Source organism: Bacillus sp. GW821-FHT01G09 (assembly GCF_059422205.1).
Window position 1 is genome coordinate 535,138 of sequence record NZ_JBWKWL010000002.1, and the last position, 17,575, is coordinate 552,712.

General features: G+C 42.6%; 23 protein-coding genes. 21 read left to right on the top strand and 2 right to left on the bottom strand.

The window, feature by feature from the left end:
- Positions 1-41: 41 nt before the first annotated feature.
- The 11 genes from AC07VD_RS08220 to AC07VD_RS08270 all read left to right on the top strand — a co-directional run bounded on the left by AC07VD_RS08220 (position 42) and on the right by AC07VD_RS08270 (position 7,109).
- Positions 42-281, top strand: a complete 240-nt coding sequence (locus AC07VD_RS08220) for a YkuJ family protein (protein WP_003218671.1) — start codon at positions 42-44, stop codon at positions 279-281.
- A gap of 108 nt (positions 282-389) precedes the next feature.
- Entirely contained in the window at positions 390-908 is a 519-nt protein-coding gene (locus AC07VD_RS08225) for a ribonuclease H-like YkuK family protein (protein WP_003232389.1), read from the top strand.
- Positions 909-1,041: 133 nt separating this feature from the next.
- Positions 1,042-1,239, top strand: coding sequence for an AbrB antirepressor AbbA (gene abbA, locus AC07VD_RS08230; protein WP_010886502.1), 198 nt, complete (start codon positions 1,042-1,044; stop codon positions 1,237-1,239).
- A 137-nt stretch (positions 1,240-1,376) separates the two neighbouring features.
- Positions 1,377-1,820, top strand: coding sequence for a cyclic-di-AMP-binding protein CbpB (gene cbpB, locus AC07VD_RS08235; protein WP_003218674.1), 444 nt, complete (start codon positions 1,377-1,379; stop codon positions 1,818-1,820).
- Between the two features lie 148 nt (positions 1,821-1,968).
- On the top strand, positions 1,969-2,850 hold the full coding sequence (gene ccpC / locus AC07VD_RS08240; protein WP_003232387.1) for a transcriptional regulator CcpC: 882 nt from the start codon (positions 1,969-1,971) through the stop codon (positions 2,848-2,850).
- 112 nt (positions 2,851-2,962) lie between these two features.
- Positions 2,963-3,439 carry a flavodoxin gene (locus tag AC07VD_RS08245; protein WP_217017655.1) on the top strand — a complete coding sequence of 159 codons (477 nt, stop codon included), beginning with the start codon at positions 2,963-2,965 and terminating at the stop codon, positions 3,437-3,439.
- The gene (locus AC07VD_RS08250) at positions 3,429-4,322 is read left to right on the top strand and encodes a WD40/YVTN/BNR-like repeat-containing protein (protein WP_041338179.1); all 894 of its coding nucleotides are present in this window, start codon (positions 3,429-3,431) and stop codon (positions 4,320-4,322) included. The genes AC07VD_RS08245 and AC07VD_RS08250 overlap by 11 nt, the downstream gene beginning before the upstream one ends.
- A gap of 15 nt (positions 4,323-4,337) precedes the next feature.
- On the top strand, positions 4,338-4,793 hold the full coding sequence (locus tag AC07VD_RS08255; RefSeq protein ID WP_032721472.1) for a flavodoxin: 456 nt from the start codon (positions 4,338-4,340) through the stop codon (positions 4,791-4,793).
- A 104-nt stretch (positions 4,794-4,897) separates the two neighbouring features.
- A complete protein-coding gene (gene dapD / locus AC07VD_RS08260; protein ID WP_003218680.1) occupies positions 4,898-5,608 on the top strand; it encodes a 2,3,4,5-tetrahydropyridine-2,6-dicarboxylate N-acetyltransferase in 711 nt (236 codons plus the stop codon).
- A 69-nt stretch (positions 5,609-5,677) separates the two neighbouring features.
- Positions 5,678-6,802 carry an N-acetyldiaminopimelate deacetylase gene (locus AC07VD_RS08265; protein ID WP_046380993.1) on the top strand — a complete coding sequence of 375 codons (1,125 nt, stop codon included), beginning with the start codon at positions 5,678-5,680 and terminating at the stop codon, positions 6,800-6,802.
- A gap of 61 nt (positions 6,803-6,863) precedes the next feature.
- Positions 6,864-7,109, top strand: coding sequence for a YkuS family protein (locus AC07VD_RS08270; RefSeq protein WP_003232382.1), 246 nt, complete (start codon positions 6,864-6,866; stop codon positions 7,107-7,109).
- A gap of 36 nt (positions 7,110-7,145) precedes the next feature.
- Here AC07VD_RS08270 and mscT read toward each other — a convergent pair whose 3' ends face one another.
- Entirely contained in the window at positions 7,146-7,949 is an 804-nt protein-coding gene (gene mscT / locus AC07VD_RS08275) for a small-conductance mechanosensitive channel protein MscT (protein ID WP_003244994.1), read from the bottom strand.
- Between the two features lie 235 nt (positions 7,950-8,184).
- Between mscT and ahpA the strand changes: the two genes are divergently transcribed.
- The 3 genes from ahpA to rok all read left to right on the top strand — a co-directional run bounded on the left by ahpA (position 8,185) and on the right by rok (position 10,284).
- A complete protein-coding gene (gene ahpA, locus AC07VD_RS08280; protein WP_003245371.1) occupies positions 8,185-8,727 on the top strand; it encodes a biofilm-specific peroxidase AhpA in 543 nt (180 codons plus the stop codon).
- Between the two features lie 69 nt (positions 8,728-8,796).
- Positions 8,797-9,243, top strand: coding sequence for a thiol-disulfide oxidoreductase YkuV (ykuV, locus tag AC07VD_RS08285; protein ID WP_185184298.1), 447 nt, complete (start codon positions 8,797-8,799; stop codon positions 9,241-9,243).
- Between the two features lie 465 nt (positions 9,244-9,708).
- Positions 9,709-10,284, top strand: a complete 576-nt coding sequence (rok, locus tag AC07VD_RS08290) for a transcriptional regulator Rok (protein WP_003232378.1) — start codon at positions 9,709-9,711, stop codon at positions 10,282-10,284.
- 40 nt (positions 10,285-10,324) lie between these two features.
- On the opposite strand, the gene cse15 is transcribed toward rok, so the two are convergent.
- The gene (gene cse15, locus AC07VD_RS08295; protein WP_024571970.1) at positions 10,325-11,290 is read right to left on the bottom strand and encodes a spore protein Cse15; all 966 of its coding nucleotides are present in this window, start codon (positions 11,288-11,290) and stop codon (positions 10,325-10,327) included.
- A gap of 136 nt (positions 11,291-11,426) precedes the next feature.
- On the opposite strand from cse15, the gene AC07VD_RS08300 reads away from it, so the two are divergent.
- The 7 genes from AC07VD_RS08300 to AC07VD_RS08330 all read left to right on the top strand — a co-directional run bounded on the left by AC07VD_RS08300 (position 11,427) and on the right by AC07VD_RS08330 (position 17,568).
- A complete protein-coding gene (locus AC07VD_RS08300; RefSeq protein ID WP_014479670.1) occupies positions 11,427-12,026 on the top strand; it encodes a molybdenum cofactor guanylyltransferase in 600 nt (199 codons plus the stop codon).
- A 50-nt stretch (positions 12,027-12,076) separates the two neighbouring features.
- Positions 12,077-13,096 (top strand): molybdopterin-synthase adenylyltransferase MoeB, encoded by a 1,020-nt coding sequence (locus AC07VD_RS08305; protein WP_129137624.1) that lies wholly within the window; start codon positions 12,077-12,079, stop codon positions 13,094-13,096.
- 17 nt (positions 13,097-13,113) lie between these two features.
- On the top strand, positions 13,114-14,406 hold the full coding sequence (locus AC07VD_RS08310) for a molybdopterin molybdotransferase MoeA (protein WP_124059810.1): 1,293 nt from the start codon (positions 13,114-13,116) through the stop codon (positions 14,404-14,406).
- The gene (mobB, locus tag AC07VD_RS08315; protein WP_124059811.1) at positions 14,367-14,888 is read left to right on the top strand and encodes a molybdopterin-guanine dinucleotide biosynthesis protein B; all 522 of its coding nucleotides are present in this window, start codon (positions 14,367-14,369) and stop codon (positions 14,886-14,888) included. The genes AC07VD_RS08310 and mobB overlap by 40 nt, the downstream gene beginning before the upstream one ends.
- Positions 14,888-15,361, top strand: a complete 474-nt coding sequence (locus AC07VD_RS08320) for a molybdenum cofactor biosynthesis protein MoaE (protein ID WP_015715811.1) — start codon at positions 14,888-14,890, stop codon at positions 15,359-15,361. The genes mobB and AC07VD_RS08320 overlap by 1 nt, the downstream gene beginning before the upstream one ends.
- Complete coding sequence (gene moaD, locus AC07VD_RS08325; RefSeq protein ID WP_014476678.1) at positions 15,354-15,587, top strand: molybdopterin converting factor subunit 1; 234 nt, start codon at positions 15,354-15,356, stop codon at positions 15,585-15,587. Before AC07VD_RS08320 ends, moaD begins: the two co-directional genes overlap by 8 nt.
- 223 nt (positions 15,588-15,810) lie before the next feature.
- Positions 15,811-17,568 (top strand): ABC transporter ATP-binding protein, encoded by a 1,758-nt coding sequence (locus AC07VD_RS08330; RefSeq protein ID WP_124059812.1) that lies wholly within the window; start codon positions 15,811-15,813, stop codon positions 17,566-17,568.
- The last annotated feature ends 7 nt before the right edge of the window (positions 17,569-17,575 follow it).

Sequence of the window (17,575 nt, forward strand, 5' to 3'; positions counted from 1 at the left end):
GTTGATTTGAAGTTGCTTTTTGAAAGGAGTCTTTTTTTAGAATGTCACAATTAATGGGTATCATCACACGGCTGCAAAGTCTGCAAGAAACAGCGGAAGCGGCTAACGAGCCAATGCAGCGTTATTTCGAAGTGAATGGTGAGAAAATATGCAGTGTTAAATATTTCGAAAAAAATCAAACGTTTGAACTGACGGTTTTCCAAAAAGGTGAAAAACCTAACACATATCCGTTTGATAATATCGACATGGTTTCCATCGAAATCTTTGAACTTCTTCAGTAAGATTCCTGAAATAGGGGGAACAAGCTTCCGCCTTTGCAAAAGTAATCGAAATAAACGGTAAGGAACATACTTGTTTCATGGTTGAAATCCTTGAAAAGGAGTGTCGTGATGGCTGATTCTTTTCTGTTTTATAATCTTTCAGAAGCACAGATGACCTTTCAAGATGTGATGGAACGGCTTAAAGCCTTTGTTCAAAAGGACCCCCGTTCTTCTTATGTGTTATCGATCGGAACCGATTCACAGGTTTACCGCGATTACACAAAGTTTATTACCGCATTGCATTTGCATCGTACAGGCAAGGGAGCTTGGGGCTGCTTGAAAAATCATACAGTCGACAGACCCATACATAGCCTTCGGGAGAAGATTTCGTTAGAAACGGCGTACAGCCAAGAAACGGCCGCTCATATTCTTGATGGACACTTAATGGATATTACCGATCTGCTCCTGCCCTTTACCGGTGAGGGGGCGGATCTTACCTTTGAAGTTCACTTGGATATTGGGAAAAAAGGGCTTACAAAAGATCTGATCCAAGAAATGACTGGACGTATTACCTCCATGGGGATTGAGGCCAAAATAAAGCCGGATTCATACACTGCCTTCAGCTATGCAAATCGTTTCACAAAATAATTTGGCTGAAAAAGCCAAGGTAAATGTCGAATTATGCGGTTGACGTTTGTTATCTGATTACTTATTCTAGCGGTAGAGCTGAAAGTAAGTTGTCTTGCTTTCAGAGGTATTCAGTATAAAACAGGGGGCCTGATTGCGAATGAGTCTTATCGGTGAACGATTTACAGAAGAAGAACAAAAACTTCTGCTGAATATCCTGATCAACCATGAGTATGCCATCGAGCTATTAAGCAGTGAGATCAACGATATAGAGACAGGGACCAAAAACGTTGACGGAACCACCTACAAAAAACTTGTAACGCTATACGACCGATTTCGATTTGAAAATTAATGGGACACCCTATAATTGATACTCCACAAAGAGTATCTTTTTTATTGAAAGGAAACTTTTCGACAAATACTGATAAAGTTTATATTATTGCAATATAGGGAATGTATTGATGATGAAAATGAAAAGGGGTCGAAAACATGATAAGCTTACAATCAGATCAACTTCTTGAGGCAACAGTCGGACAATTTATGATTGAGGCGGACAAAGTAGCGCACGTGCAAGTCGGAAATAACCTTGAGCACGCATTATTAGTATTGACAAAAACCGGATACACAGCCATCCCGGTTCTGGATCCTTCCTATCGTTTACATGGCTTAATCGGGACAAATATGATCATGAACAGTATTTTTGGACTTGAGCGAATTGAGTTTGAAAAGCTTGACCAAATCACTGTTGAGGAAGTCATGCTGACCGACATTCCGCGCCTTCATATCAATGATCCGATTATGAAGGGATTCGGCATGGTCATTAATAACGGATTTGTCTGTGTTGAAAATGACGAGCAGGTATTTGAAGGGATTTTTACGAGAAGAGTCGTTTTAAAGGAATTGAATAAGCATATACGCTCGTTGAATAAGTAGGCTGTACGGCCTATTTTTATTATATAGCCAGAGCGAAAAAAAGAAAGCGCATACATAATTTAAACGAGAATAGGGCTTGAATAAGAAACTAAGATTTTATTAGAATGGGAGATAAGAAAAACTTATTGATAACAAAAAGGAGGACGACATGCAGCTTCAAGAGCTTCATATGCTCGTAGTTTTAGCTGAGGAATTAAATATGAGAAAGGCGGCAGAACGGCTTTTTGTATCTCAGCCGGCTTTATCTCAGCGCTTACAAACCATTGAAAAGGCGTGGGGAACAAAAATCTTTTTAAGATCACAAAAAGGATTAACGGTAACGCCCGCCGGTGAGAAAATCATTCAGTTTGCGAATGATGTGACATTAGAGCAGGAAAGAATAAGAGAAAATATTGACGAGCTTGAAGGTGAAATTCACGGCACATTGAAGCTTGCCGTCGCCTCCATAATCGGTCAGCATTGGCTCCCTAAAGTCCTGAAGACGTATGTGGAAAAGTATCCGAATGCAAAGATCTCGCTCATAACCGGGTGGAGCAGCGAAATGCTGAAAAGCTTGTATGAGGATCAGGTTCATATCGGCATTATAAGAGGCAACCCTGAGTGGAAGGGGCGCAAAGATTACTTAATGACAGATCATCTGTATTTAGTGGATACTGAAATTTCCTGCATCGAAGATATTGCCCATACAGAACGGCCGTTTATCCAGTTTAAAAGTGACAGCACTTATTTTCAGGAAATTCAGCACTGGTGGCATCAAAAATTTAAAACGTCGCCGAAACAGACGATATTGGTTGATCAGATTGAAACGTGCAAACAGATGGCGCTGCACGGAATCGGTTATGCTATTTTGCCGTCTGTTACCCTTCAAAATGAAGATAAAGTGAATAAAATGCCTCTTTTAGACATGAAAGGGCATCCGATCGGTCGGGATACATGGTTATTAGGCTATGAGCCTGCCTTTGAACTGAAACAAGTTCAAGCTTTTGTACAAGTGATAAAGGATATGCTGGATCAGGAAAATCCATTTTAAAGACAGCGAGGTGCTGTCTTTTTTTTTATTTATCTGTTGACAATGAAAATCATTATCATTTAAAGTGATACATATGATATTGAAAATCATTATCAATTAATGGGGTGATAACATGGCTAAAGCCTTGATTACATATGCCAGCATGTCAGGAAATACAGAAGACATTGCCTTCATAATAAAAGATACGCTTCAGGAATATGCGTTGGATATCGATTGTGTCGAGATAGACGATGCGGATGCGTCTTGTTTAACCTCCTATGATTATGTACTGATTGGCACCTATACGTGGGGGGACGGCGATTTGCCCTACGAAGCGGAGGATTTTTTCGAAGAGGTCAAACAGCTTCAGCTTAATGGTTTAAAAACAGCCTGCTTCGGGTCTGGCGATTATTCTTATCCAAAATTTTGCGAAGCGGTGAATTTGTTCAATGCCATGCTGCAAGAGGCGGGAGCTGCTGTTTACCAGGAAACACTAAAAATTGAATTAGTGCCTGAAACAGATGAAGATGTGGAAAGCTGCCGAGCGTTTGCGAGAGGTTTTCTTGCATGGGCAGATTATATGAACAAGGAAAAAAGCCATGTTTCATAAAGGAGCAACTGCTGTTACGGCATCGGCGTTTTCTGGATATTTTGTGGCGGTACAAAGAGAAGGCATTTTTCATTATTCTTTAGAGCAGGGCTGGAGAAAGCTTTTTCGTTTGAAAAGTAAGATACACTGTATCAGCTACATAGGGCCTTACTTATTTGGCGTCGGTGAAAAGGGAACAGTCATTCGTTCGGCTGATGAAGGGAAAACCTGGACGATGTCGAGCTTTCCGACAAATGCAACAGTGTGGGCGATTACCGGCAGAAACAACGGGTTTGTCTGCGCCCACGGTAAGCATTGTATTTATGTATCGGATGATTTTGGTGTCTCATGGCGCGTAGCCAAACCTTTTGCCGAATTTCATAATCCCCCTGTTATCCGGTCGCTATGCCTTCACGGGGGCAATCTTTTTATCGGCACGCAAATACACGAATATTTTGGCGGCATTTGGGCTTACGACATTAAGCGTGACAATGTCCAAATTGTCAAAAAAGAAAAAAACCGGATGACGGCATCCATGCTCGTGTTCAATGAAAATTGGCTGGTGGCGGCGATGGGTTCTGTGAAAGGAAAGCACGGTGCTGTCACTGTACGGAATCTTTTGAATGGTGAAGAATTCATCATTCAATCCAGCATGATCAGAATAGAAGAATCATTTCTTGATCTTTCAGAGGATGATGGCATTATATATGTCACTACAACACAAGATGAAAATGGTTTTTCGAGAATTTACCAGGCTGATCTCGAAGCCCGATCGTTAAAATGGTTCGATACCATTAAGGGGCATGGGTGGAGAGTGGCCAATCAGAAAGAGAATTTCTTTTGCGCAGGCTTGTATGAATGTAAATTTGTCCAGCCGTACGAAGTTTCAGCAATGATTCATTAGAGGAGGAACAAGGAATTGGCGAAGATTTTGCTCGTTTATGCAACAATGTCAGGCAACACTGAAGCTATGGCAGATTTGATTGAAAAGGGGCTTCAGGAGGCGGAAGCAGAAGTAGACCGTTTCGAAGCAATGGATATTGATGATGCCCAGCTGTTTACCGATTATGACCATATCATAATGGGAACCTACACATGGGGAGACGGAGATCTGCCTGATGAATTTTTAGATTTGGCTGAAGACATGGATGAGATTGATTTTTCCGGCAAAACATGCGCTGTATTCGGTTCCGGTGATACAGCATATGAATTTTTCTGCGGAGCGGTTGATACGCTAGAGGCAAAAATAAAAGAACGCGGTGGAGACATTGTGCTGCCTTCGGTAAAAATCGAAAATAATCCAGAAGGTGAAGAAGAGGAAGAATTAATAAACTTCGGGAGACAATTCGCAAAGAAAAGCGGGTGCGCTGTCTGATCACTAACTGGGAACTGCTAAAACGGCTGTTCCTTTTTTTCTTGTCTTTGTATCTTTCCTTTGATACAGTAATGAGGTAGAAAATCAGGAGGAGGACTATACATATGAAAATGATGGACGCAAATGAAATTATTTCATTTATTCAAAATAGTACAAAATCTACACCTGTAAAGGTTTACGTGAAAGGTGAGCTGGAAGGAATCAATTTCGGCGAATCTGCGAAAGCTTTTATCAACGGAAACACTGGTGTCGTTTTCGGTGAGTGGAGCGAAATCCAAACAGCAATCGAAGAAAACCAAAGCAAAATCGAAGACTATGTGGTTGAAAATGACCGCCGCAATTCTGCGATCCCAATGCTTGATCTTAAAAACATCAAAGCGCGTATCGAACCGGGCGCGATCATCCGCGACCAAGTTGAAATTGGTGATAACGCAGTCATCATGATGGGTGCTTCTATTAATATCGGTTCAGTCATCGGCGAAGGCACAATGATTGATATGAACGTTGTGCTTGGCGGACGAGCTACTGTCGGAAAAAACTGCCATATCGGCGCGGGTTCTGTACTTGCGGGCGTTATTGAGCCGCCATCCGCTAAACCGGTTGTGATTGAAGACGACGTCGTAATCGGCGCAAATGCTGTTGTGCTTGAAGGCGTAACAGTAGGTAAAGGAGCTGTTGTTGCTGCGGGAGCGATCGTGGTAAACGACGTTGAGCCATACACTGTCGTTGCAGGCACACCAGCTAAAAAAATCAAAGACATTGATGAAAAAACAAAAGGCAAAACTGAAATCAAGCAGGAATTACGCCAGCTGTAAGGAAAAGTTTGATAAAAAAGGCGTGGATAATATATCCACGCCTTATTCGTATAGGCAGGAGGAATAGAAATGAAGAAAGAGGAGCTCATCGCAATTCGCAGAGATCTGCATCGTATACCGGAGCTTGGATTTCAGGAGTTCAAAACCCAGCAGTATTTATTAAATGTCTTGGAACAATATCCGCAAGACAGAATTGAAATTGAGAAATGGCGAACAGGGCTTTTTGTAAAAGTGAACGGGACGGCGCCGGAAAAAATGCTGGCGTACAGAGCGGATATCGATGCGCTTTCTATAGAAGAGCAAACTGGTCTTCCATTCGCATCAGAGCATCACGGCAACATGCACGCCTGCGGTCACGATTTGCATATGACGATTGCACTCGGCATTATTGATCATTTTGTTCACCACCCAGTCAAACATGATTTGCTTTTTCTGTTTCAGCCGGCAGAGGAAGGGCCTGGCGGTGCGGAACCAATGCTTGAGAGCGATGTATTAAAAAAGTGGCAGCCTGATTTCATCACTGCGCTTCATATTGCTCCAGAGCTTCCGGTAGGCACCATTGCGACAAAAAGCGGCCTTCTATTTGCGAATACATCAGAGCTAGTCATCGATCTGGAAGGCAGAGGGGGACATGCGGCATATCCGCATTTGGCTGAGGATATGGTTGTAGCGGCAAGTACACTTGTCACTCAGCTGCAAACGATTATCTCTAGAAACACAGATCCGCTAGACAGTGCTGTTATTACAGTTGGTACCATTACCGGAGGCTCGGCACAAAATATCATTGCGGAAACGGCCCACCTGGAAGGCACAATCCGCACGCTTTCTGAAAAATCGATGAAACAGGTAAAGGAACGGATTGAAGATGTGGTGAAAGGAATCGAAATCGGATTCCGCTGCAAAGGAAAAGTGACATATCCGTCTGTCTATCACCAAGTTTACAATACGAGCGGATTAACAGAAGAATTTATGTCTTTTGTTGCTGAACATCAACTGGCGACAGTAATTGAAGCAAAAGAAGCAATGACTGGGGAGGATTTTGGCTATATGCTGAAAAAATATCCCGGCTTCATGTTCTGGCTCGGCGCTGATTCTGAACATGGGCTTCATCACGCTAAGCTGAATCCCGATGAAAATGCGATAGAAACAGCGGTTAATGTCATGACAGGTTATTTTTCTGTTTATGCCAATTAAGCACAAATGAAAGAATAAAATTCCATAAAATGAGCACTCTAGTAAACGGAGGTGTTCAAAAATGGCTAAAAAAATTGGAATTGAACAATCGTTATCAGATGTAGAAGCTGCTTTAAAAGAAAAAGGATATGACGTTGTAATGATGAAAAGCCCTGCTGATGCTCAAGGCTGTGACTGCTGTGTCGTAACAGGTCTTGATAATAATGTGCAAGGGATAGCCGATACGGTAACACAAGCACCTGTCATTACAGCTTCCGGGATGACGGCTGAAGAAATTTGCAGCGAAGTTGAAAGCAGAATTCAGTAATATAAAAACCGAAGCAAAAAGCTTCGGTTCTTTTATTTATTCTGTTTCTTTAGGGAAAGCGCGGTCGAACGCGTTCTTTATTTCTTTTCTCAACACTCGTTCGACTCGCCACTGTTCCATATTTTCTGTTTTGGCAATGACCCTGATCACAATTTCAGAAGTCCCCAGTTCTTGAATCCCGATGACATTTGGGCCTTCTTTTATTTGTGGAAGAGCCGCTGCCGTCTCATCACAAACCTGCTGTAAAATATGAATCATTTCATCAATGTTTCTTTCAGCCGGCACTTTAATATCAACAAGAGCCTGCATGGTACCACGAGAATGATTACTCACGTTTGTGATGTTTCTGTTGGGGATGTAATGCAATGTTCCGTCAAAGCTGCGGATTTGAGTTGTTCTTAAGCCAACCTGCTCGACAATTCCGTCAAAGGTGGAAACGGTAATATAGTCTCCGACATCCAATTGTTTCTCAAGCAAAATAAAAAAACCTGTCACGATGTCACTGACAAGCCCTTGGGCGCCAAATCCGACAGCCAGGCCGACGATTCCTGCCCCCGCTAAAAGAGCGCTTGGATCATAATGAAACAAATCTAGAACCATGACGAAGAATATAAAAATCAAAGTATAAGCAAATATGTTAAGAGTCAGGCTTCGGAGCGTATGTGCACGTCCTATAGACAAGCTATTCTGCTCCTCGAATTTTGCAAACAGATGTTTAATGATTTTCATGCCTAATGATCGAACGATAAAATAGAGCAATATCATAATGGCGAGTTTAATGAGCAGAACACCGGCATTTGTAATCAGTCCCGCCCAATCATATTGTTTAATAAAGTCCATGTTGAGCTCCTTTTCTAATTGATGGCTGCACATTGAGGCTAGTTACCCTGTACATGACCATGTTAAACGTTTTATTCAAAAATGTCGAAGCCAAAGACATGCATGATTTGTTAAAAATTGACTCAGGAAATCTACTTTTATATAATGGCATTGCAATATAACTAAAAATGGTTAATAACCCTTTATTTTCAAGCTATTTCGATTTTAAGCCAAACAATAAATTGGAGGGATACATATGGCAGAACGTATGGTAGGTAAACAAGCTCCTCGTTTTGAAATGGAAGCAGTCCTTGCAAGCAAAGAATTCGGCAAAGTAAGTCTTGAGGAAAACATGAAAAACGACAAATGGACAGTGCTGTTCTTCTATCCAATGGACTTTACTTTTGTTTGTCCGACAGAAATTACAGCAATGTCCGACCGCTATGACGAGTTCGAAGATCTTGATGCAGAAGTCATCGGGGTTTCAACTGATACCATCCATACTCATTTAGCTTGGATCAATACAGACCGCAAAGAAAACGGTCTTGGCCAGCTGAAATACCCGCTTGCTGCTGATACAAACCATGAGGTATCCCGGGAATATGGCGTTTTAATCGAAGAAGAAGGTGTGGCTTTGCGCGGATTGTTTATTATTAATCCTGAAGGGGAGCTCCAATACCAAACTGTTTTCCATAACAACATTGGACGTGATGTTGATGAAACGCTTCGTGTTCTCCAGGCGCTGCAAACTGGCGGACTCTGTCCGGCTAACTGGAAGCCAGGCCAAAAAACACTTTAATTCTTTCCAAGAACGAAAAGCGGTCTAGCATATTCGTTAGGCCTTTCTGTTAAATAGGAGGGAAAAGCAATGAAATTACGTCAGCCCATGCCGGAATTGACGGGAGAAAAAGCTTGGTTAAATGGTGAAGTGACGAGAGAGCAATTGATTGGGGAAAAGCCGACGCTTATTCATTTCTGGTCCATCAGCTGCCACTTGTGCAAAGAAGCGATGCCGCAAGTGAATGAATTTCGTGATAAATATAAAGATCAGCTGAATGTTGTAGCAGTGCATATGCCTCGTTCCGAAGATGATCTTGACCTTGGTAAAATTAAAGAAACAGCTGATGAACACGATATCACTCAGCCGATTTTTGTTGACAGTGACCATGCTTTAACCGATGCATTTGAAAATGAATATGTGCCTGCATATTATGTGTTTGACAAAATAGGACAGCTCCGTCACTTCCAAGCCGGCGGGAGCGGTATGAAAATGCTTGAAAAACGTGTGAACCGCGTTCTGGCTGAAACGGAATAGATATCTGGCTAAATAGTATTTCCTAAAAACCTGATCTCATCAGGTTTTTTATTTGTGCAAAAAGCAATGGAAGAAGAGTAAGAAGCTTATTTTTCCAAATTTGGGTATAGGAATTGATGATTTGTTTGATTGATACGCTAAAAAACACAGCTAATTTTTGATGTTTTTCCTCAATTTTAGATAAATCTCATATCTCATAACTCGAAAATTGTAGATATTACACTAAATTTCTTTAAAGAAGTAAGTAAAATATATATTTTCAACATTATACCAAATAAACTAGAAAGACCCTTGACCCCTTGAGAATAAAGGACTCTTTTGAAAAATAAAACTTTTTCAGAAAATAAGGAATTTTTCATAGAGTAAATATAATAGTAAAATGCTAAAATAATAGTTGATAAAATTACTTTTGTAATCTAATATCTTAATTAAAGATGTTAATTTTGATAGGGGGTACATTGAGGAATGTTTAATGAAAGAGAAGCTTTGCGCTTGCGGTTAGAACAATTAAATGAAGCTGAAGTGAAAGTCATTCGTGAATATCAAATTGAACGTGATAAAATATACGCAAAATTAAGAGAGCTGGACAGAAATGGAAGCCCTTCCGAAATCAAAAAGGATTTCCGTTCTGAAAAAAAACCTGACTCTCTGCCGGTTCTCGCTGAGCTTGCGGCTCAGGAAATCAGAAGCTATCAGCCGCAATCACAGCAGCAGTCTGTTCAGCCTCAGCTTCAATCTATTTCCTCTCTTCCTGCCGGTATACCAGACGGAACAACACGAAGAAGAAGAGGAACGGCAAGACCGGGATCAAAAGCAGCTAAGCTGCGTGAAGCTGCTATTAAAACATTAAAACGCCACAACGCGGCGATTAAGAGCTCGGAGCTTCAAAAAGAGATTGAAAAAGAAAGCGGTCTTGAAATCCCTAATATGACAACGTTTATGCAAAGCTTAATTAAAATGTACCCGGAAGTGAAAAAGCCATATCGCGGGCAGTACATTTTAGAGGGTGAAATCGAATCTGCAGAATCAGCAAATGAATAAATATAAAGAAAAACTGCTTGGCATCGCTCAAGCAGTTTTTTTATTGAGGTTTTTTCTGTGAAGGTTTGTTTTCTTTTTCAAGATTAAGCTTATACACCCACTTTTGATAAGGCTTTTCTTCAGCGGCTCTGTTTTTCAGCTCTTCGATTGTATGGCTCTTGGCCTGGTCTGATGATTGGGCGTGGGCAAGCTGTTTTTGAAGCACATGTATCTGTTTGGTGACATCTTCAAGGATGGTCTCTACATGATTTGGCTGCGCGTAGACCGCTGGAGCTTCTTCTTCCGTTTTTTCTTTTTGTTTCGTGCCGCCATCAATATCGGCAAAATGAGAAGCAATCCAGGCATCGCTTTCATCAAGCTGCCGTTTATACGATATAATAGTTTCGTGAAATAATTTTTCTTTCGTTTTTTCTATGTCTAGCAGTCTTTCTTTCGTTTCTATGATTCGATCTTTCATATGATCAACTTCTATTTTAATATGTTTTAGCTGATATTCTTTTTCTACCATTTGCTCTTTTAGACGCCCGTTTTCGGCTTTTATCAATTCGGCTTGCTGTTTTGCCTGAAGCAGTGCATTTTGTTCCTGCTCAATTGAGGCTTGAAGTTCGCTGATCCGTTTATGAAGATTTTTATTTTCTTCTTCGATTTTGACTTTAGCAATATGAAGTTTATGTTTTTCTTCGATTTCGGCTCTGCGTTTATAGGTTTCAGCAGATAGAAGCTCCTGCAAAACAACGATTTTATCAAGCAGTTCAGCTCTTATTTGGTGCAGGGTTTGGCTGGTGTGGGAGGCATGTTTTTCTTTTGTTGACATATGTGTTAATTCGGCAGACAGCTGCTGGAGCTTTTCTTTCATATCGTTATTTTCTTTGAGCAGTTTGTTATTTTTCTGATGAAAGTAGCTTGCTTCAAGTTCAGAAATCAGCTTATGGCACCTTGAAAGCTCGGATTTTAAATAAAGGTTCTCCTGAGACACGTCGTGGAAAAAAGGACCTGATCTTTTCATTCGAACCATCTCCCTCATGATGTTAACACTACAATATGCAAATACTGAACAGCTATTCCTCTTTAATAAACAGACAAGCAGTAGCGTTGAGCCTTTGCTTTTGCTATGCTTTTAACGAAACTAGAGGTGAGATGATATGAAGCATGTAAACGTACTGCTGGCAGGGGGAGCCTCGCGGCGATTTGGAGAACCGAAGGCGTTTGTCAAATGGAAGGGCAGGATGCTTTACGAATGCGCTAAAGAAGCACTTGGAGAACAAACGGTTATCATCAGCCGTCCCGAATTTATTGATAGATTTCAAGAAAACGGTGAAAATGAAGTGTATCAAGATGCTGAGCCATTTCAAGGCATGGGGCCATTGGCTGGTATATATACCGCTTTTAAAAAGACAGACGGTGATCTTTATACTGTTCTTTCCTGTGACACACCGCTGATACAAAGAAGGACGATGCTGGAGCTCAAACGTCTGATGACTGCCGGTGCGGACGCGGTAGTCCCAATTTCAGACGGACAAGTGCAGCCATTGATTGCGATTTACCACAAACGTATCATGCCAGTTCTATACGATCAGCTTTCTGAGAAGAGGTTGAGAATATCAGATTTATTAGGCAGAATTTCGGTTTGTTACGTACAGGCTGAAAATATCGGAGCAAACCCGGCAGAGTTTATCAACATTAATACACGTGATGATTTTAGCTGTTTGGAAGAAAAATCGAACTCCCTCAAGCGGGACTGACGGGGCAATAACATGATAAGATGACATAAAAGATAAGGAGAACAGGTTTGATGGAGGAACGTTATTCACGGCAAATCAGATTTAAGCAAATTGGGGAAGAGGGCCAGAAAAGACTGGCAGACAGCCATGTGCTGATTGTCGGAGCGGGAGCGCTCGGCACTGCAGGAGCTGAAGGGCTTTCGAGAGCGGGAGTGGGTACGATTACCATTATTGACCGTGACTATGTGGAGTGGAGCAATCTTCAAAGGCAGCAGCTTTATACAGAAAGCGATGCCAAACTCCGCATGCCGAAAGCCATGGCTGCCAAAGAGCATCTATCAGCGATTAACAGCGAGATACATATTGAGGCGTATGTTACCGAAGGAACAGCCGAAACGCTTGAGCCGCTGATTGAAAAAGCAGATATCGTAATCGACGCGACAGATAATTTTGAAACCCGCATGCTGATAAACGACCTTGCCCAGAAAACAAAGACACCTTGGGTCTATGGCGCCTGTGTAAGCAGCCAGGGAATGTTCATGACTGTCATTCCCGGAGAAACCCCTTGTCTGTCTTGTTTGTTTGAGCAAATTCCTGTTGGCGGGGCGACGTGTGATACTGCCGGCATTATTCCGCCTGCTGTGCATATCGTTTCAGCATATCAGCAGGCTGAGGCATTAAAGCTGTTAACCGGCCAAATAGAAGCAATACAGCGGGGTTTTGTGACATTTGATGTCTGGAACAATTCGCATATGAAGATTAACGTTAATCATGTACGCCGTGAGGATTGCCCATCTTGCGGAGCAAATGCGGTATATCCTTATCTTCAGGATTGGAACACACCAAAAGCTGCTGTACTATGCGGCCGTGATACAGTGCAGGTAAGGTCAGAATCATTAAAAAGAATCCCGAAACAGGAACTCATTAAGCGGCTGAAAACAATCGGCAAGGTCGAGGCCAATGCGTTTTTGCTGCATATTTTTTACGAGGATTTCAGAATTGTCATTTTCAATGACGGACGGGCGCTGGTGCATGGAACAAATGATGTGAAAGAAGCCAACTCCGTGTTGGCAAGAGTGATTGGATTGTAACAACAGGAGGGGTCAGAATGCTGGAGAAAAGAACACCGATACCGGTAGACGAGGCAGTTCGGCGTGTCTGCCATTTTCAAAAACAAGGTGAAACAGAATGGGTGGCGCTTGAAGACAGCCTTCATCGGTTTTTAGCCGAAGATATAACTGCGGATCACCACGTCCCTGCGTTTGACCGTTCGCCATACGATGGTTTTGCTGTCAGAGCGTGCGATACGGCAGATGCATCACGTGAAAACCCAGTTCGGTTTGAAGTTATTGACCATATTGGAGCTGGGGCAGTATCTGAAAAAGAACTTGGCCCGTTTCAGGCCGTGCGGATTATGACTGGCGCGCAAATCCCTGAAGGGGCAGATGCAGTCGTCATGATTGAACTGACTCAAACCTTTGAGGAGAATGGGAAGTCATTTATGTCTTTAAAACGCCGCTTTCAGACGGGGGATAATATTTCAAAAACAGGTGAGGACGCTCAAAAAGGGAGTGTTTTACTGAGAAAGGGTACTCGGGTGACACCAGGAGTGACGGCTCTTTTGGCAACATTCGGATACGCATCTGTGCCTGTCGTGAGAAAGCCTGTAGTCGGGATTATCGCAACCGGTACCGAATTGCTGAATGTCAGTGATCCGCTGGAACCGGGAAAAATCCGCAACAGCAATGCGAGTATGGTATATGCGCAAGCGATAGAAGCAGGCGCAACACCGCTTTATTTAGGGAAAATCTCTGATGAACTGGATAAAAGCTTTGCTGCAGTTAAAGAAGCGATGAAAAAGGTGGACTTCCTGATCACAACTGGCGGTGTGTCAGTCGGTGACTTTGACTTTTTGCCTGCGATCTATGAAAAACTCGGAGCGGACGTGCTGTTTAATAAAGTTGCCATGCGCCCGGGAAGCGTGACAACGGTGGCGCATGCAAACGATATGCTGCTGTTTGGCCTTTCAGGTAATCCGTCAGCATGCTATGTTGGTTTTGAACTGTTTGTCAAACCGATAATCCAGACATGGCTGCACAATGAAACACCGCATTCGATTTGTGCGGAAGCTGTTTTGACCAAGGATTTTCCGAAGCCGAACCCATTTACCCGATTTGTTCGTGCGCTCGTGCAACATCAGGAAGGGAAGCTGTTGGCGACACCCGTCGGATTAGATAAGTCGAGCTCCGTCACATCACTTGCAGATGCCAATGCATTTATTATCCTGCCGGGCGGCACGCGAGGCTACGAAACTGGCAGAACGGTTCAAGTGCTGCTCATCAGAGAAGAGAATGGAAGTGAATGGCCTTGGTCCGTCCTTTCCCGATCGTCCAAGTTGTAGGATTTCAAAACAGCGGGAAAACAACGTTTATTGAGCGCATTCTTGAAAAAGCCTCTGAACAGGGAGTCCATTTGGGCTGCCTGAAGCATCATGGTCACGGCGGTGAACCGCAAACGCTCACGGAAGGAAAAGACACGGACCGTTACAAGGCGGCAGGTGCTGATGTAACAGCGGTAGAAGGTGCTGGTGTGTTACAGCTGACTGCTCGCCGCAATTGGGATTTGGCACGGCTGATCGAGTTATACCAATTTCTCGAAACAGACTGTCTTCTGATTGAAGGCTTTAAAAAAGCCCCTTATCCTAAAGTGGTAATTCTAAGTGAAAAGGAAGATCTGGAAGCGCTGCAAGCAGTAAATATAATCGCCATCATCTATAGAAAAAAAGAGCATATGACAGAGCATCAGGGATTACCCGTTTTTCATGCGGATGATCCGGTTGCCGTGGATTTTGTGCTTTCACAGCTGAAGGAGGAATCTGCATAATGGAACGGTTTGAGATTACGAAAACACCCATTAATACTGAAGACATCATCAAAAAAGTGGAGAAACGGGAAGCAGGGGCAATTACGACATTTATCGGTACGGTTCGGGAATGGACAAACGGAAAAAGAACGGTTCGGCTTGAATATGAGGCATATGAACCGATGGCCGTGCAAATGCTTGCTCAAATCGGCGCTGAAATCGAAGAAAAATGGGAAGGTGCCTCAGCTGCGATCACGCACCGTATAGGTGTGCTCGATATCGGTGAAGCAGCGGTGGTGATTGCTGTATCTTCTCCCCATCGAAAAGCCGCATATGAAGCCAATGAGTATGCGATTGAACGAATTAAACAGATTGTGCCGATTTGGAAAAAAGAAATTTGGGAAGACGGTGAGCAATGGATCGGCGACCAGCTAGAAACAACAGCTTATCCGAACGGAAAACCAGACCTAAGCGAGGGAGAGCAGCATGATTAAAATTCTTTTATTTGCAGGACTGGCTGAACAGGCCGGTACACAAGCAATAGAAATAGATGTGGAACAAGCAACCACAGATGAAATAAAAGCGAGTCTAAAAGAACAATACGGTCTTGAATCTATTGATACGGCTATGATTGCCGTGAACGAAAGCTATGTAAAAGAAAATACCTCTGTATCTTCGGGTGACACGGTAGCCATCATACCGCCGGTCAGCGGGGGATGAAAACCGGACGGCATTTCAGCCGTCCGGTTTTTCTGTATTTCATTGGCATATCCCCAAGTATCCCCAGCATACAATGATTTTCTGTAAGCGTTTATTCTACATATGGTACTCCCTATAAAGTAAGAGACTCATTCCATAATTAGACTGAAATTTTGAAAAATAATAGAAATTTATTTCGGGTATCGATATAGTAAAGATGATAAATGTTGGAAAGGTGCTGGATATGGAGACATTTAAAAGATTAAAAATGTATTATTGGCCGTATAGAAAAGTGTTTATGTGGTCGCTTCTAGCCATGCTTTTGATGACTGCAATTACTGTCGTTTATCCGATTATCCTGCAAATTACGATTGATGAGATCGTGTTGGGACGACAGTATCAGCTTGCGGCGTGGGTCAGCTTAGGATTTATTGCGGTAATGGTTTTGAAAGGAACGGCTACCTTTTTTCATCAGTATTTAGGTGATATGTTCGGGATCAAATCCGTTTATCGGCTGAGAAATGGTCTGTATGAAAAACTGCAGCGGCTTTCTTTTTCTTACTATGATAACGCGAAAACAGGAGATTTGATGTCCAGGCTGACTGCTGATGTTGAAGGGCTTCGTTTTTTCTTATCATACGGTCTCGCTGAGCTCATTCGATTCGGCCTGCTGGTAGCCATCAGCCTGTCGGTTATGTTTTACTATTCTGTTCCTCTCACGCTTGTGACAATAGCTGTTCTGCCATTTCTCGCGGTTGCGGTATACCGGTTTGACAAAAGAGTCCATCCCGCCTTCAGAGGCATCCGCAAATCGTTTGCGAAACTCAATACAAAAGTCCAGGAAAATATCAGCGGCATTAATACGGTTAAATCTCTTTCAAGGGAAGATTTTCAGATCAGCACTTTCAATAAAGCCAATGCAGAATACAGGGCGCAGTATTTACAAACATCATCCATCTGGTCTGCGTATTTCCCTTTAATGGAGTTCATTGGTAACATTTGTATTGTAGCTCTCCTCTCATACGGCGGTTACTTGGTTATGCAAAATCAGCTCAATCCCGGCGAGCTTGTTGCTTTCTTCAGCCTTGTCAATTATATGATGTGGCCGATTATGAACTTAGGTTTTGTCATCAATATGTTCTCTCAAGCAAAAGCGTCAGGGGAACGCCTGCTCGACATTCTGGAAAAAGAAGAAGACATTACAGATCATCCTCATGCTTTGTATAAACAAAAATTAACCGGAGATGTCCATTTCAAAAATGTTTCTCTTGCATACGGAAAAGAACAAACAAACGCGCTGTGCAATGTAAGCTTTGAGGCAAACAGCGGGAAGGTAATCGGACTGTTGGGCCCGACAGGTTCAGGCAAAAGCTCAGTGACACAGCTTCTCACCAGATTTTACAGTCCTGTTGGCGGAATGATTACCATTGATCACAAACCAATCACAGATTATTCGTTAAAAACCCTTCGCTCCAATATCGGGGTCGTACTTCAAGAATCCTTCCTGTTTTCATCTACGATTAGATCAAATATTTCGTATGGGCGGCCGGATGCCTCAATGGAAGACGTCATCGAAGCGGCAAAAAGGGCGCAGGCTCATAACTTTATTATGGAGCTTCCTGATGGGTATGACACCATGCTGGGAGAGAGGGGAATGGGGCTTTCCGGCGGGCAGAAACAGCGTATTGCCATTGCAAGAGCCATTTGCTTGAACCCGAGCATTTTAATATTGGATGATGCCACAAGTGCAGTAGATATGCAAACGGAGCACAGCATACAGCTTGCCTTAAAAGAAGTCATGAAAAACCGCACAACCTTTATCGTCGCTCACCGCATTTCTTCACTGAAACACGCCGATGAAATTCTCGTTTTTAATAAAGGACGCATTCGTGAAAGGGGAACACATCATGAGCTCCTTGAAAAAGGCGGCTACTATAAAAAGATTTACGATTTGCAATACCGTGATGTCAAAATGATTAATGAGCCGCATGAGGTCGGATAGGGAGGGG

Excerpts from the sequence above, each read along its gene's own strand:
- AC07VD_RS08330 (WP_124059812.1), top strand. The coding sequence starts at position 15,811 with ATGGAGACATTTAAAAGATTAAAAATGTATTATTGGCCGTATAGAAAA.
- ahpA (WP_003245371.1), top strand. The coding sequence starts at position 8,185 with ATGGCAGAACGTATGGTAGGTAAACAAGCTCCTCGTTTTGAAATGGAA.
- AC07VD_RS08250 (WP_041338179.1), top strand. The coding sequence starts at position 3,429 with ATGTTTCATAAAGGAGCAACTGCTGTTACGGCATCGGCGTTTTCTGGA.
- AC07VD_RS08300 (WP_014479670.1), top strand. The coding sequence starts at position 11,427 with ATGAAGCATGTAAACGTACTGCTGGCAGGGGGAGCCTCGCGGCGATTT.
- AC07VD_RS08305 (WP_129137624.1), top strand. The coding sequence starts at position 12,077 with ATGGAGGAACGTTATTCACGGCAAATCAGATTTAAGCAAATTGGGGAA.
- rok (WP_003232378.1), top strand. The coding sequence starts at position 9,709 with ATGTTTAATGAAAGAGAAGCTTTGCGCTTGCGGTTAGAACAATTAAAT.
- AC07VD_RS08310 (WP_124059810.1), top strand. The coding sequence starts at position 13,114 with ATGCTGGAGAAAAGAACACCGATACCGGTAGACGAGGCAGTTCGGCGT.
- mscT (WP_003244994.1), bottom strand. The coding sequence starts at position 7,949 with ATGGACTTTATTAAACAATATGATTGGGCGGGACTGATTACAAATGCC.
- cbpB (WP_003218674.1), top strand. The coding sequence starts at position 1,377 with ATGATAAGCTTACAATCAGATCAACTTCTTGAGGCAACAGTCGGACAA.
- AC07VD_RS08270 (WP_003232382.1), top strand. The coding sequence starts at position 6,864 with ATGGCTAAAAAAATTGGAATTGAACAATCGTTATCAGATGTAGAAGCT.
- ykuV (WP_185184298.1), top strand. The coding sequence starts at position 8,797 with ATGAAATTACGTCAGCCCATGCCGGAATTGACGGGAGAAAAAGCTTGG.
- AC07VD_RS08225 (WP_003232389.1), top strand. The coding sequence starts at position 390 with ATGGCTGATTCTTTTCTGTTTTATAATCTTTCAGAAGCACAGATGACC.
- AC07VD_RS08245 (WP_217017655.1), top strand. The coding sequence starts at position 2,963 with ATGGCTAAAGCCTTGATTACATATGCCAGCATGTCAGGAAATACAGAA.
- AC07VD_RS08220 (WP_003218671.1), top strand. The coding sequence starts at position 42 with ATGTCACAATTAATGGGTATCATCACACGGCTGCAAAGTCTGCAAGAA.
- dapD (WP_003218680.1), top strand. The coding sequence starts at position 4,898 with ATGAAAATGATGGACGCAAATGAAATTATTTCATTTATTCAAAATAGT.
- ccpC (WP_003232387.1), top strand. The coding sequence starts at position 1,969 with ATGCAGCTTCAAGAGCTTCATATGCTCGTAGTTTTAGCTGAGGAATTA.
- AC07VD_RS08320 (WP_015715811.1), top strand. The coding sequence starts at position 14,888 with ATGGAACGGTTTGAGATTACGAAAACACCCATTAATACTGAAGACATC.
- moaD (WP_014476678.1), top strand. The coding sequence starts at position 15,354 with ATGATTAAAATTCTTTTATTTGCAGGACTGGCTGAACAGGCCGGTACA.
- AC07VD_RS08265 (WP_046380993.1), top strand. The coding sequence starts at position 5,678 with ATGAAGAAAGAGGAGCTCATCGCAATTCGCAGAGATCTGCATCGTATA.
- mobB (WP_124059811.1), top strand. The coding sequence starts at position 14,367 with ATGGCCTTGGTCCGTCCTTTCCCGATCGTCCAAGTTGTAGGATTTCAA.
- cse15 (WP_024571970.1), bottom strand. The coding sequence starts at position 11,290 with ATGAAAAGATCAGGTCCTTTTTTCCACGACGTGTCTCAGGAGAACCTT.